This is a genomic window from Lonsdalea quercina subsp. quercina, assembly GCF_000688655.1.
GTDB lineage: Bacteria > Pseudomonadota > Gammaproteobacteria > Enterobacterales > Enterobacteriaceae > Lonsdalea > Lonsdalea quercina.
This window is the reverse complement of record NZ_JIBO01000008.1, coordinates 39,884-66,233: the sequence shown is the minus strand read 5'-3', so window position 1 is coordinate 66,233 and position 26,350 is coordinate 39,884. Positions and strand designations below refer to the sequence as shown.

Sequence of the window (26,350 nt, the reverse complement as noted above, 5' to 3'; positions counted from 1 at the left end):
GTCCGAGGAGGATTGACTGGCAGGCGCCTGCAGCACCTCTTCCGCCNCCTCGCGGAGCAGCTGTAGTTATTGGGTCTGGTCTGCCATGGTCAGCGGATTGCCTTCCCAGGTTGAAGCGAATCCGCATGGAGGTGAAAGGCCAATGCGTTCGAGCGGGATAAAACGGGTCGCTTCGCTTATACGCGGCTTGAGCAGCTCTTTAGCCTCCAGAGCCGGGTGTTGGGTCGACACTAATCCAAGAGTGATCCTTTGCCATCGGGAACCTGGGCCAGGGGTCAACGCTGCCCGAAAGAGGGTCATCGTATTCCAGAGAATAAAGGTCAAAGCTCCGCGTGTCCTTGAACAAGGCCTCGGCGATGCTCTCATAGCCGCCCTCGGCATAGCATTGCCCGGCATTATTTCCACGGCGGATGTGCAGGCCGGGAAAATTGGATGGTGCCGTAAGATCAAAACCGCACAGCGCATCAAAAATTCGTTTAGAGTGCCGTGGTCGACTAAATTTTCTCCCATAAATAGCGGCGCTGATTACCAGATCTCACACAACTGATAGTCCAATAAAAACAACATCCAGAGCACAGCGCTACAGCGAAGAAGCGCGAAGGAAATATTAATACGATACGGTGACGGCAGCCGCTATAGCGGAAAAAAAACGACACCAGATTGGCAACATTCACAGTGAATAGGGTGACGAAAATCTGTCAAAATTACGTTGATAAATGATATTTCAGGGAAATAAGCGCTAAAGCCACGGTTGTATTTATTTCGTGCTTGTTTGAAAATAAGATATAAAGCTTCACAAAAACCTCACAATGGATAATCACCTCGCAACTCTTCAGAGTAAATTAAAATAAAGAATAAAAATGGCTAAGTAGTGATCAGGTCAAATAGGTCACAAGGCAGCGAATTATGGACCGTATCACGACACGGATAATTCATGCGCTGGTTCCGACGACGATCTTTACGTCATTAAAGGCGATCACTTCCCGCCGAGCAATATAATCATCATTATCAGGAAAAATAATGCCCTACGGAATAAAGCCGCCATTATAGCGGCCTTGTTGAACAGCGATCAAAATCAGAGTGTTGGACAGGATGTACGCGGGCGACGCGGTAAGTGACGGGGCGTGTGGAGCAGCAGCATGTTGTGCCGTCGGTGTGTACCAAGCCTGACAGCGTGAAGTTGAAACGCCATTTACAGACATTGCAGGCTATTACAGTTAACGCGAGGGTCGAATAATGCTGTGATGTTGAAAGCTGAATAGTTATCGCCCGAATGATATTTGCAACTGACTAATTGCCTCCTATTTATCCAACACAATTCGATAACGACATTATCTCCATTTACCAAACATCTTATTATCTTTTTTGTTTTTATTTATTTTAAAGTCAGGCCCTGTTTCTAGGGTTATTTTGACATGCTTCAATGTTGGGATGGGTATTAATAGATAGTCATTGTTTAGAAATGACATGAATTATTATAATGAAATCTGAGGACGATATTTTTTAAAAGGCATTTCTGATGCTATTAGAATAATATCTTTTATATTCATTAGCAGGAAAAATATAAAATATGTTCAAAAAATTATTTCAACCCGAAAAGATTAATCAGTGCGTGATTCCTAACCGGCTGGTTGTCCCCGCGATGGTCACCAACTTGTGTCATAGCGATGGTACAGCGTCAGACCGTTATATCGCCTATCACGAAGAAAAAGCAAAGGGCGGCTGGGGGCTGATCATCACCGAGAACTACGCCATCAACGAAAATGCGATGGGCTGTAAATACATTGGTGGATTATGGCGCGATGAGCAAATCGCCAGCCATCGTAAACTCACCGACACCATCCATCAATACGATAGCAAAATCTTCTGCCAGATTTACCACGCAGGCCGCCAGACGTCAGAGCATGTGAACGGCGGTGTGCAGCCGGTGGCGCCTTCCGCAATCCCGTGTCCTGCGTTAAAGGAAATGCCCCGGGAACTGGGTATCGATGAAATTCAGCAGTTGGTATCGGAATTCGCCGACTGCGCGCGCCGGGTAAAAGAGGCGGGGTTCGACGGTGTTGAAATCCATGCCGGCCACGGTTATTTGATCGCCGAATTTTTATCGCCTTACGCCAATAAACGTACCGACAAATACGGCGGTAATCTCGATGGTCGTATTCTGTTCTTGAAACAGATTTATCAGGCGGTGCGTAAAGAAGTCGGGATGGACTATCCGGTCACCATCCGACTTTCCGCTGACGAAGGTTTCCTCGGCGGACGCGATATTTCTGAAACGCGCGTGCTGGCGCAGATCTTCGAAGAGTGGGGCGTGGATGCTCTGCATATGACCATGGGCGTGTATGGCGATCACAACAAGGCTTGTACCGTGCCGCCGATGTATGTGGGCCATGCCTGGGCCGTCTCTTTCTCCGAAGAACTAAAGAAAACGGTGAATATGCCCATCATCACCGTGAATCGCATTAACGATCCGCGTATGGCGGACAACGTTCTGGCGTTGGGCAAAGCTGACTTCATCGCGATGGGACGTGGTTCGCTGGCCGATCCGCATCTGCCCAACAAAGCGAAAGCGGGCGATGTGGCGTCTATTCGTTATTGCATCGGCTGCATGCAGGGCTGTCTCGCCAGTCTGCCGCTGGGCGTGCCGTTCACCTGTCTGGTCAACCCATCTCTGGCGCGTGAAAACAGTTTGGATTACAGCAAAGTCGACAGCCCTAAACGCGTCTTCATCGCGGGCGCTGGTCCGGCGGGGCTGGAAGCGGCACGCGTGGCGGCGACGCGCGGCCACAAAGTCACGCTATTTGAAAAAACCGGCTATCTTGGCGGTCAGTTCCGCTCTGCGGCTTTCCCGCCGGGTAAAGGCGAACTGGCGACCTACACCGCCTGGCTGGGCCGGGAACTGGAAAAACTGGGCGTGGAGATCAAACTGAATACGCCGCTGACCAAAGCGTTCGTCGCGGAAGCGCGTCCAGATTCCGTCATCGTCGCGACCGGCGGTAAACCAGCTGTTCCGCCGATCAAAGGCATCAACCAGCCGCACGTGGTGCTGGCTGAGGATGTCCTGCTGGGTAACGTGGTCACCGGCCAGCGTGTCGTTATCGCGGGCGGTGGTGAAGTAGGGGGCGAAACCGCCGCACATCTGGCCATGCAACAGAAAGAGGTGACTGTTGTTGAAATGCGCGACCGTCTGTTGCAGGAGCTGGATGGCGTCAGCAAGTTGCATCTGATGTCCGTGCTGGAAGAGTATGACGTGAAGCAGTATCCCAACACCAAATTATGTGAAATCGGCGAACATCAGGTGATCCTTGAAAATGCGCAAGGACGGCTGGAGTTAGAAGCGGATACGGTCGTTATCGCTCTGGGATACGCGCCGGTGAAAGAGCTGGCTGAAGAGCTGCAAGGGGTCGTGAAAGATCCGATTGTCATCGGCGGCGCCGTCAAAACCAGCAATGCGCTGGTGGCCGCGCGTGAAGGTTTCGACGCGGGAATGTGCCTGGNCTAACCGAACCACAGCGCCGATTAACTTCGGCGTGTAACACTCGTGACACGGGCTTTTCATGCTAAATGGAAGGCCCGTATTTTATCTGTCGCCGTGAGTTCCTCTTCGTTCCATTTCTTTCTTGGCTCTCTTTTTTGATCGTTCGTGAGAACGGCATGATGTCGTGATACCTGGAATGGCCTTGCCGAACAAAGCAGATGCTTGAGAAGAGGTTGAGGCGAAGGGCGTGGAGGGGAGAGAAATAACGGACAGGCGAGAGGCCTATCCGTTATAAGATCTGATGCGTTAGAACGCGATATTCAACACCAACGCATTAGTTGCGGATAACGCGCGGGTTCTGACTTTAATCCAGAGACTACCGCGCGGGTCGACATAGGCCGCTTCTCCATTATGTTTGAAGAGGGCATCCGTCGAATCAACGCGCGCGCTGAGGGGGGAGGAACCCACGGTTAAGCGCTGTGGCGCAGGCTTGTCTGTGCGAACACGAAGATAGACGAAAGCATGCAGTGGATAGTCATACTTACGCGGCGTCAGGCTCACTTCCAGCGAACCTTTTACGCGACGTTGGCGAACATCGATCACCGAGAACTGCCCTTGCCGTTCTGCCGAACGGGTTACCCCGCCATCGTCCCAGTAGAGCTGATGGTGACCTTCGCCGGACTCCCCAAGCGGATATAGCGCCAATACCAGCGGCTGCTCGAACTTATCCATTACCTGAATATTCTTGAACGGCGCCTGCAGATCGGACTGCGTATGTCGCTCAGGGATAATTGCCCCTTCGCGAATAAACAGCGGCAGGCTGGTGATATCGGCACTGACGGAAAGGCGCTGTCCCCCCTTGATGGGATTCGCGATATCTACCGTGTCTTCGATGACATGGTAACGGTACCAGTTCAGCGTCTGTCCTTTGATCGCGTTAGGGAAGTAGACTTCTTTTTCAGCCATGTAGGCCGCTTCGCTGCCGGCAGTACTGCGCGTCATGATTGGCGCATAGAGCACAGAACCGTCGATAAAGCACTGCGTCGCCAGTACGTCTTTATTGCGCTTATCGAAAATCTGGTCGTCGCCCTGCCATAAACACATCGCCTGTAAAATCGGAATACCCGTTTGAGTATTTTGAAACATCGCGTCATACAGCAGATGATGCCAGCGCACGCGGAAGCAGACAAAGGCCGACATGATATCGGCGAATGTGCGATTGCCGCTGACCGGCGCTTTTTCGTTAAAGCGATAAATCTCCTGATAGGGTTTCATCGCATCGTAGTGGTTGCGCATCCACGGCAGCAGGCACGCGGCCTGAGTCCAGCGGGTCATCAGCTCGTGTTCGCAGATGTCGCCGATGTCGATGTCGTCTGGCCCCAGCACTAAACGGTCATAGACCATAGGGTTATGATTGCGACAGTGTTGATCGCCGTAGAATACGCTGGTGGGATCCTCCGGCGCCTCGCCCGGCGCAAAGCCCCCAACGTCCGAACCGCAAATCGGCAGGCCGGACATCCCCAGATTGAGAACCATGGGCAGCGTCGCCTGCAGGTGATGCCAGGTCGAGGCGTTATCGCCCACCCAGTGACCCGCGTAATGTTGCAAACCGGGATAGCCGCTGCGGCAGATGATATAGCTGCGTTTGTAACCTTTAAGCAAATCTTCATGCGCGCTGAGTCCATGCTCGTAGCTGGATTTCGCCAGCATATAAGCATGGAAATTGCGGAGTTCGACATAAGGCGTTTTACGACCGTCCCCGAAGCGGGGATCGGTCAAATGGAGTTGACCGTGGTAGCTGCGCCAGTTGAAGGTGTTGGTTCTCCTTCTGTCGTCGCTGGGCGGCTCGCCGGTAAGAGACCAACCGAATTGGTTACGCGGCGCCTCCGTATCCGCGAAATTTTTACCGTCTTCGACGTGAGGCATGGAGTCCGGTGCGGGCATGTCCTGCCAGATGAATCCCAGCCCGTTTTTCAGCAGATAAGTGTACTGCTCGCCCCAAAAGCGCGCCGCATCCGGATTGCCGTAGTCGGTGACCACCGCGCCAATCATGTCGCGCTCGGCGGTTTGCGCGTTGATGCCGTAATCCAGCACCAGCAGGTTTTGATCAGGGTAGTTAGTCTCCCCAATGCGAGTGAACGTCAGGCCCGGATAGTCGCTCTCATGCTTCGGACCACGGAATTTGGGGATGTTGGACTCGCCTTCATTGGCGACGCAATAGCCTTTTTCGATCAGCCCCTGAGCGGTGGCATACTGCTTCTTCGATTTATCCGCAGGGTCATAGGCGACCTTGTCCGCGCGGATAAACGGCGTGATGTTGGTTTGGCACTGCAGATTGAACTTGGCCGCCCAATCGAATACCGAGATCCCTTCGTCCACCTTACCTTTCGTCCAGAAGCTGTCTTTGATGGTAAAGACTTTTTTGTCTTCCTGTATGTCGATGTCGATCCCTAGACCTTCGATCGGAATACCCGCTTTTTGGTGTCCCTTAACGATATCCTCAACGTAGACCTTGATCGGATCGTTGACATCATCGGGGCGCAGCAGGCCGGGGCTGCCGTATTTGGCCTGGAAATAACCAAAGATGTATTTGGGCGGCATCACCGCGCGATCGTTTAACGTGATCTCTTGCTTGCTCGGCGCATCTAGATTGCCTTTGCCCATCAGGAATGTGAAGGCGTCCATGACGCCTGAACCTTGCTCAGCGAACATATAGTGGCAGTCGAATTCGCCGTGTTGGACCCCGGCCTCAACGGCATTTGCATCGCGAGAGGGGTGTTTCAGGGAGAAATAACTCTGGCCGGTGTTATCGAGGAACACACCGAGAAACTGCTGCTGCCCCTCCACGACGGCGCGTTCGATATAAAAAGGGGCGTTCAGGTATAGCGGAATGTTGGCATTGGCCTTGAACGCATCCTTGTAGTCTGCTTTGATGGGGAAAACTTCCGGTTGGTTGTACCACAGGTTGTCATAGTTGTAGCAGGTCACCTGTGAGCCGGTGTGATCCAACAGGGAATAGCCGCTGTAGCTGTAGCACTGTTCGATAGCATGCCCAACGGTCGCATTACTTTTTCCGGTCAGGTTGTAGTTCACGATTTCGCCAAGACCGAAGTAGTGCGTCGCCGACTCGGCTTTACGCTTCATATTCGCCACGGTGCCGACGCCGGGTTTGGCGTGGCATAGCGGGCCGGACGAGATATCCGTGACCGCGCCGTCTGACAGCCGCTTGATTTGGATCGACAGTAAATCGTCTTTGTCTCGTAAAAACTGAATCTGAATAGACCGCAACTGGATGCTGACGCCATCCCGATTCCAGCGCAGGAGGGGACGAAAGCCAGCCGCCTGTTCATATCGACGTATTTGCTCAAGACGTTCTACTACGATTGGCCCATAGACCTTGTCCGGGTAGTCGTCAATGCTGGCGGCGGCAGGTGCAAACCGAACCCGGAAGGCATTTTTTTCACAGGACGTAACCTGCAGTACGAGATAAACGTCACGCTCGGCGGTAGTCGAGTCGGACTTCGGTTTGGCTTTGGCATTAATATATATCGTCCAGTCCGTGTCAAACCCGTTGGGGGAATGCGGCTTGCCATCCCAGTAAACTGAATAAAGCTCAATGTCGTCGCCGACGGACCAATCGTCCACAGGGACATAGTCATAAGTGTTATAAGCACGCCACGACGCGGGAAGTTGTCTATTTTTCATCATTACGCTGTCCTTGATAGTCGATTAGTGCTTGTCTGCTGAACGGTGAAATTCAAAGGCAATCCAAACGCTATCGGTATCGGCGTAATATTGATGAGGCGGGTAGAAGAAGCAGGGATCGTCCATACTGGCATTCTTGGCAATGTCCGACACGCCTTTCCAGGCGTCATATTCTGTCACAATCGGCATCGGCAAGTGCGTGTTGCCGGGCGCCAGTCTGAATTCCTCATACAGTTCAGGGAAAGCTTTACCGGTATCAAACGGTGATGCCACACCGCCCTCGGGCAATACTGGCCGTTTGCCGGCAATCGCGGCGCGGGCTTTGTCTATATCGGTGAACTTCTGCATGCGGCCACAGCCAATCAACTGCGTGTGGATCTCGAACAGGTTGCTGCCGTGCGCGGCGTGGATCCCCGCATCGGAACCGGCCGGCAACCACCACAGATTGACGTACAGCTCGTAAGGCAGGACTTTGCTGCCGGCAGGCGCTGGCAAACCGGTCAGTTGCCACGGATTCACCTGTATTTTGTGGTTCAAATGAAGCTGATTGGAGATCCACAGAGGAAGCGCAGGAGTCCCAGCAGGGAAAGCATATTTCGCCCACTCGGTATCGCGTGAAAAGACGTCCGATTCGACATTGCGAGTATTGCGGACCTGAATTAGCGAGACGACCCCGTTCGCCGAGGCATCAGCGGTGGTAATCACCGCGCCCGCGCGGATGATGATGCTCTGCAGCGGGGGAACGGCGTGACGCAGCGGCGTGTCATTGTGTAGATCGCTGTTGACGTGTGACGTCGCGGCGACAAAGACCGGCTGAGTGCCCAGATTGGTGAGAATGACGTTGGTGTTGTCCTGATGAGCGAAAAGGCCAGTCGTATCGAACTCGTGCAGATTACTGACCATAACGCCGAACAGCATTCCGCCGTTGAAAGGGTACTCGGTCACGACATTCTCTGCAGCACGGGGAGTGATGGTGACAGTTTTCGGCGCAGCGGGGTTCGCACCGGGGGCCAGTGTCGGGTCAGCGGCGACACACGAGGAAGCAATCACGCCGGGAGGACATTTTACCGGTGCGGCGTTAGTCGATACGGCCTCTTTTGCCATCGTCTTATGAGCGGTGCCGGCCAGCGCGACCGTTCCGGCGACGCAGCTCCCATAGAGCAGGAATTTACGCCGGGAAAGCGTGCGCTGATTCTCTTCTTGTTGAGATAAAGGGCAAGCCTCTGCCGATTTATTCTTCAATTGAGTTTTCATTATGACCTCTAAGTATTTATGAATTAACAATTCTGTTATCTGTCATTAAAATGACGGCCACCCAATGACGCCTATTTCTGAATGTCTGGTTTGACATCGAAAAAAACAGAGTAAATCGGTGGTGATATTTGATTTATGTTGTCATCAATTTATCGGTTGGGATCTCGAAAGCCGGAGAGAACGCAATCGATAAATCGATGTAAATAACTTTTCGCCATTATTTTAAAGACGGTATTCCCTGCTGATGATAGTCGCGTCCACGTTATTTCCTTTCGATTTTGATGGATAAAAATTCGCCCAATATAGTTGTTGCGAGTGTTGTCACGATAAAACAACCTACCGTTGGCATAAATAACGCCTGCCCGAAGCCAGGCCGCATGCTTCCGCTTAACAGGTGAAATNCCTGTCGGTGCCTCGACCAATGGCTGTTTCAACTAACAGTGACCCTCTTTTTAATTTATAAACAGAGCGGTAGAACTCTCGGTGAATATATTATTAGCCAGCTCAGTATTTGATGTCCCCCTTTAATGATTAATACGTGTACGCGAGATAAGGGCAGAAGCTCAGTTTTATAACCCAATACATAACAGGCAATTAATTAGGATTGAATGTTTATTTATGCTGTTCACGGCGTATAAACTTTCTTTCTTAAATCTCAATTCTTCACGTGTGTATATTTTAACAACCCTTTATATAAACATCCTGTTCTTGGTCAAAAATAGAGAACGTTTTGAATGAAATCATATTTTATTTCACTTGCTAATCATGGCTCAATATGTGACGACAGTGTCAGCCTCTGATAGACAATGAATATCACGTCATTTATATTTTCTATCCCGCCGTTAAAAGGGAGTCACTATACCGTCATAACCACCGTTTCTATTTAACGGAGTTTGAGCGCGCTGAGTGAAAAACAGTCAGATGGAATAATGTGCTCCTAAATTGAACTTCAATACGGATAAGTTTATTTATTATCTTGTATTTGTGTCGTCCTCCATCGAGGGGCTTTAAGTTTTTTGCTTTGCAAGATTAGGGCATCATGTTTGGTGACTTGCGATGCTTCATATAACGAGATAGAGCGGGAAATGTGCAACAGCGGGCTATACGCTGAGCGGTCGTGAGTCAACCTCAACAGGTACGTACTATAGTTGTAGACTCACGTTGCGGTGACGGCGCAGCAAGCCCGATATATTCGGGCTTGCCTATTTACGATGCGACATATCGTCTATTCTTAAAGCCCCCTTCAGGAACGAGCGGGTCTCCTCGCGCCTATCGCTGTATGACGCCAACATATCGGGGGTGAGGGCGTTGAGAAGGTGTCTAGTGCTCGTCAGGCGTACAGGCGTTTCACGTGGATGCAAAGGGTGCTCCCTTGCTGCGGTGACAGGCTATATAATGCAAGCAGATCAACTTTTAGGCACTTGATATTTTGTGGAGTACAAAGGGCTTGCCATCCATTCCTAACCAGTCCATAATAGCGTCCATTCCTGGTTAGGGAATAAGAAAATCGATTCTAATCAATTGGTTAGAGTGGAATAACAATCTGGTCCCCATTCAAAACTACATTATGATTATCAATGTAGGTAAGTGATTAAGGCGCGTTGGCAGAGTGGCCATGCAGCGGATTGCAAATCCGCCTACCTCGGTTCGACTCCGGGACGCGCCTCCAGTTTTTGGCCCAGGTGGTGGAATCGGTAGACACAAGGGATTTAAAATCCCTCGGCGTTCGCGCTGTGCGGGTTCAAGTCCCGCCCTGGGCACCATTGAATAAAACCCATAATAACAATCTCCTAGCAAAAGTCATCGGCCGCCCTATGGCGGTTTTTTTGTGTCTTTAAATCCCCCTCGAAATCAAAAGTGGCGCCGGAATGGCGACAAAGATTCTTAAGATTGTGATATTTCGCCGCTAAATAAGAAAAATGCACGGATCCGCTTCCCGCATCTGTTCCTGTCATCATCAGAGAAAATTGAGTCAGGTTGGCTGCGCAAAATGTCGTCATCCGCAATTTTTGGCAGATGCGTCAGGTGTCATCCACCTTAGTGAGGATGAGTCTGCCTAATGTGTATGTGCGGGGCCTTAGTAAAAGATATCCTCCTGTCTTCACTAAGACATTTCACCAGGCCTGCTATTTGAGAATTCGATGACGGCGTTGTCTATCAGTAAAATCTCATCGTTGACTGTTAATCCGCCCCCCAGAAAAATCCTTATACCAAACGCGTTTTGGGTATGAACTTGAAGGCGAATAGCGGATCGTTGCTGCAAATGTACGCCGCGAGAAGCGACAATGGTTGGAGTGACATTTGCGCGCTGAATGCATGGGCGATCTGGTCTACTGCCCAGTGGATAGCGATGCGGTATTTAACGATGACGGCTGGCTGGCAGTACATCGGCAGGCGGAGCAGGCTATTCCCTGCATACCGATCCGCTGCCGAATATCAAAGCGGCGCTGAACGAGGTGCTCAGCGTCGCGCTGTTTGTTGCTTAGTGGGGTTAATCGCAGGTGGGGGTGTGAGTACCATCGGGTTTGATGATCACGTTGCCTGACTGATTATTCTCGCACGTCACTCCGTAACCGCCGATAAACCAGATTTTCAGCGATCCATCTCCAAGATTAGCGACGGTAGCAATTTCGTACTCTGAAATATCAGCATCAATCAATGCTCTGCCACGCATAGGTTGATCCCACCAATGAGCTTTAGCAATTTTGCCGTTACTCATCGTGTCGATACTCTTTATGTACAACACCCCACTATAATCCTTGTTTCCTAACGGATGCTTACTGAAATAATCTGCGATGAGAGCAGTAAAAGCGCGCTGACTTTTAGGCGGAGACGTGACGATATAGTCGTAACCTCGCTCGCCAGATACATCTATATAAAACTCGTACCCTTGTCGTTTTTCAATTAAAGGTGTCCCGAAAAAGAAATGCGTTGAAAACGGGCCGATGTGGTTGATCCATAGCAGCATGGCTACATGAAGGAGAACGGTACATATAGCATAACGCCACTTCTTGCTGAATAAGAAAACAAGGGTACATATGGGAGTAATGAACCATGACAGTGGGACTATTATTGAATAGTGATCCCAAAACAGCGTCTCGTTATTGAAGGAATATAAACGTTCCAACATAACCAATAGATAATTTATAATGAGAAATATAAATGTCTTTTTCATATATTCCCTTTAATGGGGTAATCCATTTCGACTACGGTGATGAACGGCTTATAACTGAATTTATTTAAATGTTGAAGTATGAACCAAGATCGAAAGCCTCCAAGCACGCTGTAAACCTTTATCTCCGCAGTATCTGGATCTGGGCCAATATCAGGGATATCCAGTCCAAAATGATCATAAAAGGTCACCCGAACCTTACCTTTATAAAACCGACCACAACGGTCAAAGTCAACAATTTCTGCCTTAGCCGCCCAAACGTCATTGATGGCAAACGTCAGTCCACCATTTAACCAGCCTAAGTATTTATCTTCGAATGTATTGAAAGCCGGGGGGCGAAGTGATTTTTTAATTATATTCTGATAGCTCATCATCCAATCATTTAAAGCAACAGGATTAATTTCGCCATGGTTCTGTTTGATTGTGTCATCAACGCCCTGCAGTAATGTTTTTACGAACGCTTGTGTGTTTGGGTGCGCACGAACGGCGCGCGTTAGAGCAGGATGTCTAAATTCTCCACCCTCCTTTTTTTCAAATTTGGCAATCATCGCTAGGATAACCATCTTTAATTCACCAGCTGAGAAAAAAAGCGTAGCCATTAACCTAAATTTAAAGAAATTAAGGGAGGCAGAATAGAAGCCAAAAAAATAACCATCCTTCGAAAAAATGTGTAAATGGCCAAAATTTGGTATGGCTTTGATCTCTTCTTCGGTCATATCGCCATAGGTCATATCCGCAGCCGGGCTACCATCGGCATTAAAACCGGGTTTGCGTCTTGATTGATATACCAGAACGGGGACATGGATCCGCGTCGCACTGGTGGTGTCGGTCACTTCGGTGACCTTGAGCGTCGGCTCGGGTTCGGTTCGCGGCGTGGCAGGTCGGGGCGCAAATCCCCAGCCCACTTTCTGTGCCGGCGCATTCACCCTGGCGCGGTCATAGGCATTTCGGACGGTGTTGGCGAAATCGCGGTTGGCGTTGATGTCTAGGGTGCCCGCCGTTAATGAACAACAGGCGTGCTCTTGCGAGCCTAATACGACGGTTTGGGCGTCCAGCGCACTGCCTTTTTCGGGCGATAAGATACGCGTAAATTCATCTGGGGTGAGTTCATCCAGACGCTTGGTGATCAGCATGTTTCATTCCCTGTAAACAGATCTATCCCTGTGAAGCGCGGATAGTCTATGCGCAACTTATAATTATGTAAATGAACGATAGGCCACGAAAAAACCGCCAAAATCGGCGGTTTAATTTTCCCGGGTGTCAGCATGTGTTTTTAGTATGCAGACGTATAATGACATCAGGGCTGTTTATTTTATAAACGTTTCTACAGATCAATTTCTCGATTTCGCTCGGTATGCGCGATCAATCGTTCAAGCCGGTTTTCGCTACCGGCTGCGGCATTACTCAGGCTCATCCGGCCAGGTGATATCCGGCGCGGTTGTGATATCTACAGGTGGAACCGATTTTCTATATGACAGCTATTTGAATAGCTTTGCCTTACCTCTCGATTGAATCATTCAATGCCAGTCTTACGCATTATTTGCCACCCACTCTAGCTGACGTATCGCTGTACTTTGCCTGAATCGAGCGACTCAATAGTCAGAAAGCTAGCATACCTATACCTAACGCGATGTTGTGTCCTGGAGGAGACGCTCCAGGCTGATACGTCCGGTCTGGCTATCGAGTGTGACTTGACCATAAATTGGAAACTGCAGTGTTGAGACTTTGTGTCGTTATGTCTCAACCACGCTGCTACATTTAACTTTTATTGCACATATTGGTATTTGCGATTGAGCTACCAGCTGCCTATGACCTAATACACGGATAGACCCGCCCGATTGTTATTTCGAAAACCGCAGAAATGTCGTCCGGCGTTGTGATCCAGGCATTGCCACTCGATGTCTATCCGACGGTTAATCACAGATTAACCAGAGCCTCTTTTCATATGACTTTCTGCATCCTCGATCGTTAATTATCAAACAGAGGCCTTGTGATTATTGGCACCTGCATTTTCAGTTAGGGCGTTAGAGGCGCGTGACGACAAAGCGTTATAGGTTAAACGAGAAGCAGAAGCATATTTAATAGCCTATGCATTTTGCATCACTGGTTAGTGATGGAATGAGAGGGTGCCCACATACCATCCAGGAAGACGATGCGTGTCTATTCCATTGATAGGTAAAAAGGGAGGGCATAAGACATAACGGTTTTGGTACGTCTGCTATTCTGAATAACAAGTCTAGAGAAGATACCAATGTGTTAAGTGACTATCGACGTTATGCCTTAACTTTGTCCTTGAGAAAAAAACAACCGAAAACGTAGCGATAAATGCCAAATAGCCTATCAACATAAAGTATTCGAAGATTTTTATTCTGGGGGAGGGTAAGGGCGCTTAGGTACCATTGCGAGCCGGACATCCGTTAACTGCTTAACGGCACCCGTGTTTATTGTCGGACAAATTTGTCGCTTCAATGACCCTAATATAATAAATATGCTAATAATCATCTTCAAATTTATTTACTCTAAACGGTTTGAACAAACGTTTGAGTGCGAATAGATCATTGCCCGCGTAATAAGGAAAAGGATTAAAGCTGGTCGAAAATAGTAAATCATGTCCGACCTTTTTATAAGCCCGCTAATAAATTGTGAAGGCATGAGATGAAAAATGCTAACTTTACAGCAGTACTAGTAGCTATTCTGTAGCGAATAATGTTCATCTTTTCAAATCATCTAAGATCATTTCATGGTTTTTATAGGTAGTGGCGCTATAAAAAGATTCATACTTCAGGGAAAGCCGCTACTGCTTTAGGTATTAAGACACACCGCTTTGTCGAGTCGTCGCTGGGCTTAAGAGCAGCGCACATAGTGGTAATGAACTTAATATCTCTTTTAGTTTCAGCATGTTTCCTAGTGAGTATTAACCACAGGTTACACAAGGGTTTTTGGAAATTTTGTTTCTAATTTTTGTGGGGGTAGACACGAGATACATGGATTTATCTTATATCTTGTCCTAATAAATAGTTATCGGAACAATAATTACCAGGGTTATTAGTTTGTTTTTTTTAATGGAATTTTGATGTTTTTTTGTTCTTGAGATGATCTGCATTATAAGAACAATTTGTTTTTCTTTTAAAAACAGCTGGTTGTGGTTATCGTGACAACCTGTAAAATATTTACAAAATGTGGATTATTTGGGTTTTTGGCTGTTTTTCGTATAAAAAACTTTCAGTGTGTGGAAAAAAAAACCGCATAAATGAAAGCAAAAACTTTCATTTTTGTGACGTAGATCACATAATTGTCAAAATTCACATGCGGCTGCGTTGTATGTGTTGGGGCATAGGCGGTAGAGTGACAACCGTTTAGGATTAATCCTATGCCTCGTTTAAGGACGATAATTGACGGTAGGGAGCTGGTGAGGTGATGGATAATAGGAGCCTAAAAGATGTTGAAGTCGGCATGGTAAAACACGTCGAATCAAAATTGCATAAAGCAGTAGACACATCTGGCACCGATAGTTTTCATGCCACCTATGGAGAGTGATTATTGAACTGGGCGATAGTAAATATCACCTGTTTTATGTTTGAAACATAGCCTGTTGGGATGAATTATGGGTACCTCTGAACTACTCAAGCACATTTATGACATAAACCTGTCTTATTTGTTACTGGCACAACGTCTGATTAATGACGAAAAAGCATCTGCGATGTTTCGTCTGGGTATTGATGATGAAATGGCCAATGCGTTGATGCAGTTAACATTGCCTCAAATGGTTAAACTGGCTGAAACAAATCAGTTGATTTGTCATTTCCGATTCAGCGATCACACGACTATTAAGCAACTGACTCAAGAATCCCGCGTGGATGATTTGCAGCAGATCCATACCGGTATTCTTCTGTCGAGTCATTTACTTCAACAGTTGTCTTCAAAAGAAGAGAACGTGCCTAAGAAAAGGGCATAATAATGGTTGAGAAAAGTATTGTTCAGGAAGCTAAAGATATTCAGTTAGCGATGGAACTAATCACGCTTGGTGCACGTTTGCAAATGCTGGAAAGTGAAACGCAGCTGAGCCGCGGACGTCTCATCAAGTTATATAAAGAATTGCGAGGCAGCCCTCCGCCCAAAGGCATGCTGCCGTTTTCCACCGATTGGTTCATGACGTGGGAACAAAATATACACTCATCCATGTTCTACAACGCTTACCTGTATTTACTCAAAATCAGTAAATGTAGCGGGGTGGAAGCCGTCATCAAGGCGTATCGCCTATATATCGAACAATGTTCACCGCACAACGAAACTCCCTTGCTGGCGCTAACGCGGGCTTGGACGCTAGTGCGTTTTGTCGACAGCGGCATGTTGCAGTTATCGGCCTGCAACTGCTGTAACGGTATGTTTATTACTCATGCGCACCAGCCCAAAAACGTTTTCGTCTGCAGTTTATGCCAACCGCCTTCCCGGGCAGTAAAAAGACGTAAACTTTCTCCAAACGTTGCCGATATCCTACCTCAACTGCTGGACGAGCAGGTTAAGCACGCAGTCTGAGCTTGGTAGCGCTAGTGAACCTGCCATTGAGCATTGTAGGCATAATGGCAGGGCTCTTTCCTTCTGAAGTCGTACGCGATAAGACTGCGTTTTAACCTCACTCCACTACCCCTTGTTACTATAAGGAATGCTTGTGCTGGTTATATTGGGTTATATCGTCATTATAGGCTCCATCCTGGGCGGTTATCTTATCGTCGGTGGAGAGCTAGGTGCACTTTATCAGCCTTCCGAGTTGCTGATTATCGGTGGCGCTGCCATCGGTGCGTTTATCGTAGGAAACAACGGTAAGGCAATTAAAGGCACAATCAAGGCGTTACCGCTGCTCTTCAAAGGTTCGAAATACACCAAAGCGGTGTATATGGATCTCATGGCCGTATTGTTTCGACTCATGGCCAAATCCCGTCAACAAGGCATGCTTTCGCTGGAGTTCGATATCGACAACCCCAAAGAAAGTGAAATTTTCTCGAGTTATCCCCGCATATTATCAGACGACTATGTTGTTGAGTTTGTGACGGATTATCTGCGTCTTATGGTCAGCGGCAACATGAATGCGTTCGAAATTGAAACGTTGATGGACGAGGAAATCGAGACTGTCGAACATGAATGCGAAGTGCCTGCGTCCAGCCTGACTCAGATCGGAGATGGTCTTCCCGCATTTGGGATCGTCGCTGCGGTTATGGGCGTAGTGCATTCTTTGGCTTATGTTGACCGGCCCGCCGCAGAACTCGGGATGATGATCGCGCATGCGATGGTGGGGACCTTCTTGGGCATTCTCATGGCCTACGGGTTCGTATCGCCTCTCGCATCGCTGCTTCGCCAGAAAAACGCAGAGAAGATCAAAGTATTGCAATGCATAAAAGTAACGTTGCTGTCTAGCCTCAACGGATACGCGCCGCAGATTGCCGTCGAATTCGGGCGCAAGACACTCTACTCCACGATCCGTCCTTCATTCACTGAAATGGAGGAGCACATTCGCAATGTGAAGGCACCGGCAGCGCAGTCAGCGGAAAGTGACGCATGAAACATCAGCACCCCATTATTCGTAAAAAGCGCAAATCAGGTCATGGAGGCCACCACGGCGGGGCCTGGAAGATTGCTTATGCCGACTTCATGACAGCCATGATGGCGCTGTTTTTGGTGATGTGGCTCATCGCCATTTCATCGCCTTCCCAGCTGGTACAGATAGCGGAATATTTCCGCACTCCGCTTAAGGTTGCAATGACGAATGGTACGCGCATTAGCGATGCTTCCAGCCCGATTCCCGGCGGCGGACAAGACTTTACTCAGCAGGATGGTGAAGTTAGGAAACAGATCGATGTTTCTAAAGACCAACGTCAGCGCGAAGAAGCCAAATTAAATAAACTCCGCGACAAGCTTGACCAATTAATCGAGGCTGACCCGCGACTTCGTGCATTGCGTCCGCATCTGCTGATTGAAATGGTCGAAGAAGGCTTGAGAATTCAGATCATTGATAGCCAGAAGCGGCCTATGTTCAAACGGGGCAGCGCTCAGGTGGAGCCGTACATGAGCGATATCCTTCGCGCTATCGCTCCAATCCTGAATGATATTCCCAACAAAATCAGCTTATCGGGTCACACGGATGACGCGCCTTATGTGACCGGGGAACGGCGTTACAGTAATTGGGAACTGTCTGCGGACCGCGCTAATGCATCCCGGCGTGAACTCATCGCCGGCGGGTTGTCCGAGGGCAAGGTGCTGCGTGTTGTTGGCATGGCCGCCACGATGGGGCTGAAGCAGGCCCAGGGCGGAGACGACGCGATAAATCGGCGCATCAGCCTGGTCGTACTGAACAAGCAGACTCAGGAAAGCATTGAGCGTGAAAACGCGGAAAGCAATGCCGTTGATATTGATAAAACAGAGAATTTACAAAATATCAATCCTGATAAGGCTAAACCTACCCCGACCCCTGCCGACAATAATAGTAGTAGCGGTGCTTCGCCTGGGGCCGAAAATGGAACACCGGCACAAGGCGCGGCTGGAACGCCGGGATCCGCTTCCGTCATCGAGACGAACAGCGCATCTGCTGCCAGTCGCCCACAGCCGACTACCGCTTTGCCCGCTTCTCCTGATAGCCAGGCGACGCCTTCTTCAACAAGCCACGATTCACAGCAGAGGTGACCCACGTGAGCATGGACATGAGTGCTTTCTATCAAACGTTCTTTGATGAAGCAGATGAATTGTTGGCGGATATGGAACAGCATTTATTGCTGCTCGACCCGTCAAGCCCTGATACCGAACAGATGAATGCGATCTTCCGGGCGGCTCACTCGATAAAAGGGGGCGCCGGGACGTTCGGTTTCAAGGTATTACAGGAAACCACACATTTGCTGGAGAACCTGTTAGATGGTGCCAGACGCGGCGAAATGCGGCTGAGCACTGACATTATCAACCTGTTTCTGGAAACAAAAGACATTATGCAGGATCAGTTGGACGCTTATAAAACCGCGCAGGAACCGAACGCCGAAAGCTTCGAGTACATCTGCAAGGCCCTTCGTCAGCTTGCGCTTGAGTCTAAAGAAGCTGAGGGCGGGGCTGCTCCTGCCGCTGCGACCAACGAAAGTGCTTCCACTACGTCGGCAGCGCCCTCGACGCCAGCGGGACACAATGAACTGCATATTGCGCTGACCAATCTGAAAGAACAGGAAATTCCACAGCTGCTAGAAGAATTGGGCAATCTGGGTACGCTAAAAGATTCGCACCAGACGGCTAACAGTGTAGAAGCTACGTTGGTAACGACTGAAAGCCAGGATGACATCACTGCGGTGCTATGTTTTGTACTGGAACCAGAACAGATCAACTTTAAAACCGTCGACGCGGAAGCGGCTCCAACTGCTGCGCCGCCGCAAGAGGCAACCAAACCTGAAGCCGTGGAGCCTGCTCCAGCTCCGACTGAGGCAGCGCCGGCTAAACCTGCCGCACCGGCCGCGTCAGTGGGCAAACCTGCCGAAGCGGCCAAGGCTCGACCCAAAACCGGCGATACCAGCATTCGAGTGGCTGTCGAAAAAGTCGATCAGCTCATCAACTTGGTTGGTGAGCTGGTGATCACTCAGTCCATGCTGGCTCAGCGTTCCAGCGCGCTGGATCCTGTAGTGCATGGCGACCTTCTGAACAGCATGGGACAGCTAGAGCGTAACGCGCGGGATCTTCAGGAATCCGTCATGTCCATCCGAATGATGCCGATGGAGTATGTCTTCAGCCGCTTCCCGCGTTTGGTTCGCGATTTGGCCGCGAAGCTGGGCAAGGAAGTCGAGCTGACGTTGCAAGGTAGCTCTACCGAACTCGATAAAAGCCTGATCGAACGCATCATTGACCCGCTGACTCACCTGGTGCGTAACAGCCTCGACCACGGTATTGAGCATCCAGAGGATCGTGTGGCCGCCGGAAAAACAGCCGTGGGCAATCTGACCCTCTCGGCTGAACATCAGGGCGGCAACATTTGCATCGAAGTCATCGATGATGGCGCCGGCCTAAACCGTGAACGTATTCTTGCCAAAGCCCTATCCCAGGGGCTTTCCGTCAGCGACAGCATGACGGATGAAGAAGTCGGGATGCTGATCTTTGCTCCTGGATTCTCCACGGCGGAACAGGTCACAGATGTTTCTGGCCGCGGCGTAGGTATGGATGTAGTTAAACGAAACATCCAGGAAATGGGNGGTCACGTGGAAATCTACTTCCAGAAAGGGAAGGGGACGACTATCCGTATCTTGCTGCCATTGACCCTGGCGATTCTGGATGGCATGTCCGTCAAGGTCAACGGCGAAGTCTTCATTCTGCCGCTGAATGCGGTCATGGAATCTCTTCAGCCTCAATCTGAAGATCTCTATCCGCTGGCTGGCGGCGAGCGTGTATTGCAGGTTCGCGGTGAATATCTGCCGTTGATCGAGCTTTATCAGGTATTCGATGTAGAAAATGCGAAGACGGATGCGACTCAGGGTATTGTCGTCATTCTGCAAAGTGCGGGACGTCGTTACGCGTTGCTGGTTGATCAACTGATTGGTCAGCATCAGGTTGTTGTGAAAAACCTGGAAAGCAACTACCGCAAGGTGCCGGGCGTTTCAGGCGCAACAATCTTGGGCGATGGTAGTGTTGCGCTGATTGTTGATGTGTCGGCATTGCAGGCGCTTTATCGTGAAAAGCGTGTGGTAGAGACCGCTTAACAAAAAATAACGGCTATTGATAATAAGGTGAGTAACATGACTGGACTTGCAAACGTCACAAAACTGGCAGGTGAAACCGTAGGGCAGGAGTTCCTGATCTTTACGCTTGGCGACGAAGAATACGGCGTCGATATTCTCAAGGTGCAGGAAATCCGGGGTTACGATCAGGTGACTCGTATTGCCAATACGCCTTCCTTTATTAAAGGTGTAACTAACCTGCGCGGCGTTATTGTTCCGATCGTTGACTTACGCATTAAATTCGCACAGCAGGAAGTTGACTACGATGACAACACCGTCGTTATCGTCCTGAATCTTGGACAACGCGTTGTGGGGATCGTCGTTGACGGCGTATCTGATGTGCTGTCTTTGACGGCGGATCAAATTCGTCCGGCTCCGGAGTTTGCGGTGACGCTGTCGACGGAATATCTCACCGGCTTAGGCTCTCTGGGCGAGCGGATGCTGATTCTCGTGGATATCGAAAAGTTGTTAAGCAGCGAAGAGATGGCGCTGGTTGATAGCGTGTTGAAAGGTTGAGGTACAAACACGCATAACGACGGGCCATAAAATTATGGCCCGAGTCATATGTCATAAATTTTTCTTCAAACGGAAAACTATCCAGGTAAGGTCCAAATACCGGTGATAGGGTCAAGGAACTATGGAAAAGGCTCACATGCTTAATCGTATAAAAGTGGTAACGAGTTTAGTCCTCATTTTGGCATTGTTTAGCGTTATTCAATTCATTTCCAGTGGTCTGTTTTTTAATTCGCTTAAAACGGATCGCGATATTTTTCGCGACACACGCATTCTCAATGAGCAGCGTTCGGAACTGGACTCAACCTGGACTTATCTGCTGCAGGCGCGCAATACACTCAATCGTGCGGGATCTCGTCTGGCGTTGAATCAAAACGGTCAGTCTGCGGATAGTGCTATTGCGAAAGAGCTTATCGATCTTGCTAAAAAACAGCTGCAGACGGCAAACGAACACTTCCGTGAGTATGAAAACATTCCCTATTCACCAAAGCAGGGCGTAATGATTCAGGCTGCGGTTAAAGCCGACTATGACACGTTGAATGGAGCGTTAAACGAACTGGTATTGTTTATCACCACCGACAGGCTCCAGGCTTTCCTGGACCAACCTACGCAGAGTTATCAGGATAAATTCGAAAAAACCTACCTCACCTATCGCGATTCTTATAATGCGATCTACAAAGATGCGATTGATGAGAACGAGTCGGCCTATGCGTCCGCACTGTGGATTCTGAGTTCAATTGTGGTCTTCGTGCTCGTCATGTCCGGGCTAGTTTGGTTGGGTGTTAACCGGGCACTAATTCAACCGCTGAACAAGATTGTCGAAAATATCCGTTATATGGCGAAAGGCGATCTGACTCATCGTCTTGAGTTCCAGGGCACCAATGAAATGGGCATCCTGGCTGACAGCCTTCGACATATGCAGAGTGAATTCATCAGCACGGNGAGTGCCGTACGTCAGGGGGCAGAAGCCATCTACACTGGCTCATCGGAAATCAGCGCTGGCAACAACGATCTGTCTTCCCGTACAGAGCAGCAAGCCGCTTCCCTCGAAGAAACGGCGGCGAGTATGGAACAGCTGACTGCAACAGTGAAACAGAACGCCGAAAATGCGCGGCAGGCTAGCCAACTGGCGCTGAGCGCTTCCGAAACGGCGCAGAAGGGCGGTCAGGTTGTCGATAACGTGGTGAAAACAATGCACGATATCGCAGGCAGCTCGCAGAAAATCTCTGATATCACCAGTGTGATCGACGGTATCGCCTTCCAGACCAACATCCTCGCGCTGAATGCCGCGGTTGAAGCGGCGCGTGCCGGCGAACAAGGCCGTGGTTTTGCTGTAGTAGCCGGTGAAGTCCGTAACCTAGCGCAGCGTAGCGCCCAAGCGGCAAAAGAGATCAAAACTCTGATTGACGACTCCGTCGGACGTGTAGATGAGGGTTCGAAACTGGTCGAAACGGCGGGTGAAACCATGGGTGAGATTGTCGGAGCGGTAACCCGAGTGACCGATATTATGGGCGAAATTGCCTCCGCTTCGGATGAGCAGAGCAAAGGGATTGATCAGGTTGGTCAGGCGGTGACTGAAATGGATCGTGTGACTCAGCAGAACGCCGCGTTGGTGGAAGAGTCAGCCTCTGCTGCGGTCGCGTTGGAAGAACAGGTTCGTGGATTGAACCATTCGGTGTCGTTGTTCCGTTTGCCAGACGAAGGAAACGCCTTCCGTCCCGCTATCGCTCCTGCGGCCGCTAAAACGGCGCTGCTGAGCCAGACGGCGGAGAAACCCTCCGGCAAAAAAAATGGCGTGGCGGTCAGTGAGTCCAGTGATAATTGGGAGAAATTCTAACCTCTCCTTGAGCTTTGCGGGATGTTCTACACGAATTGACGCTAGGCTGAATTATGTACTGAAAAGCGTTTGTCCGGCCTCCGTTTGAGGCCGGCAAATTCGTTTTCATCAGCAGAAAGGTTATATTTTCAGCTATTACCCGCTGAAAATGCGGATTGAGTTAAAGAAAGGGCGGCATTAGCCGATGGAGTTAGTGTAGGGGACTTGTCGCGCCGAAACATTGGCTGACAGCTTCGCGAGAGTTAGGCAAAGACGTAGTTCACACAGCAAACTTATAGCCTGAAAGGCAGCGCTGCCGGGAAACCGGCAGCGCATTATAAAAGCAATTCTTAATTGATGGCCGTAGTTGACAATATGTAGACATGGCGACTGTAGCCTCTGGCAGCAAGGACAGAGGTATCGAAGTGGGTAAAGCAGTGACTAAGATGGACAGTCACCTAAGCTAATTCGGCGTTGGTAAACAACATTAGCCGCGTCTCTGAGGTTGAGAGGCGCGCGGTTATATGTTTACCAGTAAGACGCAGTGGCTGTGCCATACATCTGCAGAAGATGGATATTTGAAAAATGGTATGCCTGTAATTGCTGTTAGGGATGAGCCCATATTGAAAAACAAGAAGATAACCTATCCATTTTCGGGCAGTTAGACAATGAAAAATACGACATCGCCACATCATTCCGGATCTGCGTCAATCCTGTCGCAGATGGTTGAACGGTTACCGCTCTCTGATACGCACTTTAAACGTATCAGCCAGCTTATTTATCAACGCGCTGGCATCGTGCTGGCCGACCACAAGCGGGAAATGGTTTATAACCGTTTGGTTCGGCGTCTACGACTGCTGGGCATCAACGATTTCGGTCAATATCTGGCCCTATTGGAGTCTGATCCCAACAGCGCTGAATGGCAGGCGTTCACCAACGCATTGACCACCAATCTGACGGCTTTTTTTCGTGAGGCGCATCATTTCCCGATTTTGGCTGAACACGCCCGCAAGCGTCAGGGTAATTATTCCGTCTGGAGTACCGCTGCTTCTACGGGTGAAGAACCCTACTCGTTAGCAATGACGTTGGCTGAGGTTTTTGGAGACAAATCCCAGAATCACTGCCAAGTGGTTGCCAGCGATATCGACACTCAAGTGTTGGAAAAGGCCGCTGCCGGCATATATCGGCAGGATGAATTACGCTCGCTCTCGCCACAACAGATGCAGCGTTTCTTCTTACGCGGCACAGGCCCGCATAGCGGCTTGGTTCGCGTGCGCTCTGAACTGGCTTCAATGGTTCATTTTCAGCAGTTGAATCTCTTGGCGCCGGAGTGGTCTGTTCCCGCGCCGTTTGATGCTATTTTTTGCCGTAATATCATGATTTATTTCGATAAAGAAACTCAGGAACGCATCCTGCGTCGCTTTGTCCCGCTGCTTAAACCCGGCGGATTACTATTTGCAGGTCATTCAGAGAATTTCAGTCAGATCAGTCGGGAATTCTATCTGCGCGGGCAGACAGTGTATGGGCTGGCTAAGGAAAGATAATGAGCAAAATAAAAGTATTGTGCGTTGACGACTCCGCGCTCATGCGTCAAATCATGACTGAGATCATCAACAGCCATCCTGATATGGAAGTGGTCGCGACTGCGCCAGATCCGTTGGTGGCACGTGATCTGATCAAAAAATTCAATCCACAGGTTCTTACGTTGGATGTCGAAATGCCGCGCATGGATGGGTTGGATTTTCTCGAAAAGCTGATGCGATTGCGACCGATGCCGGTCGTCATGGTGTCATCGCTGACTGGCAAGGGATCGGAAATCACGCTGCGGGCGCTTGAACTAGGCGCGGTTGATTTTGTGACCAAACCTCAGTTGGGGATCCGTGAAGGGATGCTGTCGTACAGCGAGCTCATCGCGGACAAAATCCGGACAGCCGCCAAGGCGCGTCTTCCCCAGCATAGCCAGAGCGCTTCGGCGCCGGTCAAAGTGCTTAGCTCGCCGCTGCTGAGTAGTGAAAAGCTGATCGCGATCGGGGCGTCAACCGGGGGGACAGAGGCGATTCGCCATGTGCTTCAGCCGTTGCCGCCGACCAGCCCTGCGGTGATCATCACGCAGCACATGCCGCCGGGCTTTACCAAATCCTTCGCCGAGCGCCTGAACAAGCTATGCCAAATCACGGTTAAAGAAGCGGAAGATGGAGAACGTGTTCTGCCGGGGCATGCTTATATCGCGCCGGGGGCCAGGCACATGGAGCTTTCGCGCAGCGGAGCTAACTATCAGGTCAAGCTCCATGACGAAGCGCCGGTCAATCGGCACCGTCCTTCCGTTGATGTGTTATTTCGCTCTGTGTCGAAATATGCGGGTCGCAACGCAGTCGGCGTCATTCTGACGGGAATGGGCAACGATGGCGCGATGGGAATGTTGGAAATGCATCAGGCTGGNGCGTACACAATGGCGCAAAATGAAGCCAGCTGTGTCGTTTTCGGTATGCCTCGAGAGGCTATTGCGCTCGGTGGTGTCGACGAAGTGGTGGATTTGCACCAGGTAAGTCAGCGAATGCTGGCTCAAATTTCTGCCGGACAGGCATTACGTATATAGCAGCTCCGAGTGAGCAATAAAAACTGTAGGAGTAGGTATGGCTGATAAAGAACTCAGATTTTTAGTGGTGGATGATTTCTCGACAATGCGTCGCATCGTAAGAAATCTGCTAAAAGAGCTGGGCTTTAACAATGTGGAAGAAGCAGAAGATGGTGCGGATGCTTTGAACAAGCTGCGTACCGGTGGTTTTGACTTCGTCATTTCCGATTGGAATATGCCGAATATGGATGGTTTGGAACTGTTGCAGACCATCCGGGCCGACGGCACGCTTTCTAAACTTCCAGTACTGATGGTGACTGCGGAAGCGAAGAAAGAGAACATCATTGCTGCGGCGCAGGCTGGCGCCAGCGGCTACGTGGTTAAACCGTTTACTGCGGCTACGCTTGAAGAAAAGCTAGGTAAAATTTTCGAAAAGCTGGGTATGTAAGGAGATGTCATGAATCCACATCCGGTGCCCCCTGTTAACGATAACGCGTCAGCGACCGAGATCATTTCCCGCATTGGTCAGTTGACTCGCATGCTGCGTGATAGCCTGAAAGAACTGGGCTTGGATCATGCTATTGCCGAAGCGGCGGAAGCGATACCTGACGCTCGGGATCGTCTTGATTATGTTGTCCAGATGACTGCACAGGCGGCGGAGCGCGCTCTGAGCTGTGTTGAGGCTTCTCAGCCGCGTCAGAACAAGCTGGAAGAAGACGCTAAATCCCTCACCACGCGTTGGGATGAGTGGTTTGAAAACCCGATTGAGTTAGCCGATGCGCGTGAGCTGGTAACGGATACCCGCAGTTATCTACAGGAAGTTCCCGAACATACCTCTTTCACCAATGCTCAGTTACTGGAAATCATGATGGCGCAGGACTTCCAGGACCTGACGGGACAGGTCATCAAACGTATGATGGATGTTGTCCAGGAGATAGAGAAACAACTGTTGATGGTCTTGCTGGAAAATATGCCAGAGAAAAAGGCCGAACCGAAGCGTGCTGACGATGGATTGCTCAACGGCCCTCAAGTTGACAAAACTGCCGCTGGCATTGTATCAAATCAGGATCAGGTCGACGATTTGCTCGACAGTCTTGGATTCTGA

19 protein-coding genes and 2 tRNA genes are annotated in these 26,350 nt (G+C 49.8%); 15 read left to right on the top strand and 6 right to left on the bottom strand.

The window, feature by feature from the left end; genetic code table 11:
• Positions 1-66: 66 nt before the first annotated feature.
• Complete coding sequence (locus tag RZ35_RS17965) at positions 67-231, bottom strand: hypothetical protein (protein ID WP_157755376.1); 165 nt, start codon at positions 229-231, stop codon at positions 67-69.
• A gap of 1,339 nt (positions 232-1,570) precedes the next feature.
• Here RZ35_RS17965 and RZ35_RS09200 point away from each other — a divergent pair.
• Positions 1,571-3,502: an oxidoreductase gene (locus tag RZ35_RS09200; protein ID WP_026743037.1), complete on the top strand. Its 1,932-nt coding sequence runs from the start codon at positions 1,571-1,573 to the stop codon at positions 3,500-3,502.
• Positions 3,503-3,784: 282 nt separating this feature from the next.
• Here the strand turns inward: RZ35_RS09200 and RZ35_RS09195 are convergent, their stop codons facing one another.
• Positions 3,785-7,186 carry a TIM-barrel domain-containing protein gene (locus RZ35_RS09195; RefSeq protein WP_026743036.1) on the bottom strand — a complete coding sequence of 1,134 codons (3,402 nt, stop codon included), beginning with the start codon at positions 7,184-7,186 and terminating at the stop codon, positions 3,785-3,787.
• A gap of 21 nt (positions 7,187-7,207) precedes the next feature.
• Entirely contained in the window at positions 7,208-8,437 is a 1,230-nt protein-coding gene (locus tag RZ35_RS09190) for a hypothetical protein (RefSeq protein ID WP_139171448.1), read from the bottom strand.
• A gap of 1,595 nt (positions 8,438-10,032) precedes the next feature.
• Here RZ35_RS09190 and RZ35_RS09185 point away from each other — a divergent pair.
• From RZ35_RS09185 to RZ35_RS17960, 3 genes are all read left to right on the top strand, one after another.
• Positions 10,033-10,106, top strand: a tRNA-Cys gene (locus RZ35_RS09185).
• 7 nt (positions 10,107-10,113) lie between these two features.
• Positions 10,114-10,200, top strand: a tRNA-Leu gene (locus RZ35_RS09180).
• Between the two features lie 538 nt (positions 10,201-10,738).
• Positions 10,739-10,888, top strand: a complete 150-nt coding sequence (locus RZ35_RS17960) for a hypothetical protein (protein ID WP_157755375.1) — start codon at positions 10,739-10,741, stop codon at positions 10,886-10,888.
• Positions 10,889-10,928: 40 nt separating this feature from the next.
• Here the strand turns inward: RZ35_RS17960 and RZ35_RS09170 are convergent, their stop codons facing one another.
• The 3 genes from RZ35_RS09170 to RZ35_RS18585 all read right to left on the bottom strand — a co-directional run bounded on the left by RZ35_RS09170 (position 10,929) and on the right by RZ35_RS18585 (position 13,087).
• Complete coding sequence (locus RZ35_RS09170; RefSeq protein ID WP_026743033.1) at positions 10,929-11,612, bottom strand: hypothetical protein; 684 nt, start codon at positions 11,610-11,612, stop codon at positions 10,929-10,931.
• Positions 11,609-12,742: a DUF3289 family protein gene (locus RZ35_RS09165; RefSeq protein WP_026743032.1), complete on the bottom strand. Its 1,134-nt coding sequence runs from the start codon at positions 12,740-12,742 to the stop codon at positions 11,609-11,611. The genes RZ35_RS09170 and RZ35_RS09165 overlap by 4 nt, the downstream gene beginning before the upstream one ends.
• Before the next feature lie 267 nt (positions 12,743-13,009).
• On the bottom strand, positions 13,010-13,087 hold the full coding sequence (locus tag RZ35_RS18585) for a tail fiber assembly protein (protein ID WP_139171464.1): 78 nt from the start codon (positions 13,085-13,087) through the stop codon (positions 13,010-13,012).
• Between the two features lie 2,126 nt (positions 13,088-15,213).
• Here RZ35_RS18585 and flhD point away from each other — a divergent pair.
• The 11 genes from flhD (at position 15,214) to cheZ (ending at position 26,350) form a co-directional block, all read left to right on the top strand.
• The gene (flhD, locus tag RZ35_RS09160) at positions 15,214-15,564 is read left to right on the top strand and encodes a flagellar transcriptional regulator FlhD (protein ID WP_026743031.1); all 351 of its coding nucleotides are present in this window, start codon (positions 15,214-15,216) and stop codon (positions 15,562-15,564) included.
• Positions 15,565-15,566: 2 nt separating this feature from the next.
• Positions 15,567-16,145, top strand: a complete 579-nt coding sequence (gene flhC / locus RZ35_RS09155) for a flagellar transcriptional regulator FlhC (protein ID WP_026741066.1) — start codon at positions 15,567-15,569, stop codon at positions 16,143-16,145.
• Between the two features lie 133 nt (positions 16,146-16,278).
• Entirely contained in the window at positions 16,279-17,166 is an 888-nt protein-coding gene (gene motA / locus RZ35_RS09150) for a flagellar motor stator protein MotA (protein WP_026743030.1), read from the top strand.
• Positions 17,163-18,284: a flagellar motor protein MotB gene (motB, locus tag RZ35_RS09145; RefSeq protein ID WP_026743029.1), complete on the top strand. Its 1,122-nt coding sequence runs from the start codon at positions 17,163-17,165 to the stop codon at positions 18,282-18,284. Before motA ends, motB begins: the two co-directional genes overlap by 4 nt.
• A gap of 17 nt (positions 18,285-18,301) precedes the next feature.
• Positions 18,302-20,323 (top strand): chemotaxis protein CheA, encoded by a 2,022-nt coding sequence (gene cheA, locus RZ35_RS09140; protein WP_026743028.1) that lies wholly within the window; start codon positions 18,302-18,304, stop codon positions 20,321-20,323.
• A 36-nt stretch (positions 20,324-20,359) separates the two neighbouring features.
• Positions 20,360-20,857 carry a chemotaxis protein CheW gene (gene cheW, locus RZ35_RS09135; protein ID WP_026741070.1) on the top strand — a complete coding sequence of 166 codons (498 nt, stop codon included), beginning with the start codon at positions 20,360-20,362 and terminating at the stop codon, positions 20,855-20,857.
• Between the two features lie 136 nt (positions 20,858-20,993).
• A complete protein-coding gene (locus tag RZ35_RS09130; RefSeq protein ID WP_026743027.1) occupies positions 20,994-22,691 on the top strand; it encodes a methyl-accepting chemotaxis protein in 1,698 nt (565 codons plus the stop codon).
• Positions 22,692-23,338: 647 nt separating this feature from the next.
• Positions 23,339-24,214, top strand: a complete 876-nt coding sequence (gene cheR, locus RZ35_RS09125; protein ID WP_026743026.1) for a protein-glutamate O-methyltransferase CheR — start codon at positions 23,339-23,341, stop codon at positions 24,212-24,214.
• A complete protein-coding gene (locus RZ35_RS09120; protein ID WP_026743025.1) occupies positions 24,214-25,266 on the top strand; it encodes a protein-glutamate methylesterase/protein-glutamine glutaminase in 1,053 nt (350 codons plus the stop codon). Before cheR ends, RZ35_RS09120 begins: the two co-directional genes overlap by 1 nt.
• Before the next feature lie 37 nt (positions 25,267-25,303).
• A complete protein-coding gene (cheY, locus tag RZ35_RS09115) occupies positions 25,304-25,693 on the top strand; it encodes a chemotaxis response regulator CheY (protein ID WP_026741074.1) in 390 nt (129 codons plus the stop codon).
• A 9-nt stretch (positions 25,694-25,702) separates the two neighbouring features.
• A complete protein-coding gene (gene cheZ / locus RZ35_RS09110) occupies positions 25,703-26,350 on the top strand; it encodes a protein phosphatase CheZ (protein WP_026741075.1) in 648 nt (215 codons plus the stop codon).

Coding starts and splice junctions, on each gene's coding strand:
- RZ35_RS09195 (WP_026743036.1), bottom strand. CDS start 7,186: ATGATGAAAAATAGACAACTTCCCGCGTCGTGGCGTGCTTATAACACT.
- RZ35_RS09190 (WP_139171448.1), bottom strand. CDS start 8,437: ATGAAAACTCAATTGAAGAATAAATCGGCAGAGGCTTGCCCTTTATCT.
- RZ35_RS09170 (WP_026743033.1), bottom strand. CDS start 11,612: ATGAAAAAGACATTTATATTTCTCATTATAAATTATCTATTGGTTATG.
- RZ35_RS09165 (WP_026743032.1), bottom strand. CDS start 12,742: ATGCTGATCACCAAGCGTCTGGATGAACTCACCCCAGATGAATTTACG.
- flhD (WP_026743031.1), top strand. CDS start 15,214: ATGGGTACCTCTGAACTACTCAAGCACATTTATGACATAAACCTGTCT.
- flhC (WP_026741066.1), top strand. CDS start 15,567: ATGGTTGAGAAAAGTATTGTTCAGGAAGCTAAAGATATTCAGTTAGCG.
- motB (WP_026743029.1), top strand. CDS start 17,163: ATGAAACATCAGCACCCCATTATTCGTAAAAAGCGCAAATCAGGTCAT.
- cheW (WP_026741070.1), top strand. CDS start 20,360: ATGACTGGACTTGCAAACGTCACAAAACTGGCAGGTGAAACCGTAGGG.
- cheR (WP_026743026.1), top strand. CDS start 23,339: ATGAAAAATACGACATCGCCACATCATTCCGGATCTGCGTCAATCCTG.
- cheY (WP_026741074.1), top strand. CDS start 25,304: ATGGCTGATAAAGAACTCAGATTTTTAGTGGTGGATGATTTCTCGACA.
- cheZ (WP_026741075.1), top strand. CDS start 25,703: ATGAATCCACATCCGGTGCCCCCTGTTAACGATAACGCGTCAGCGACC.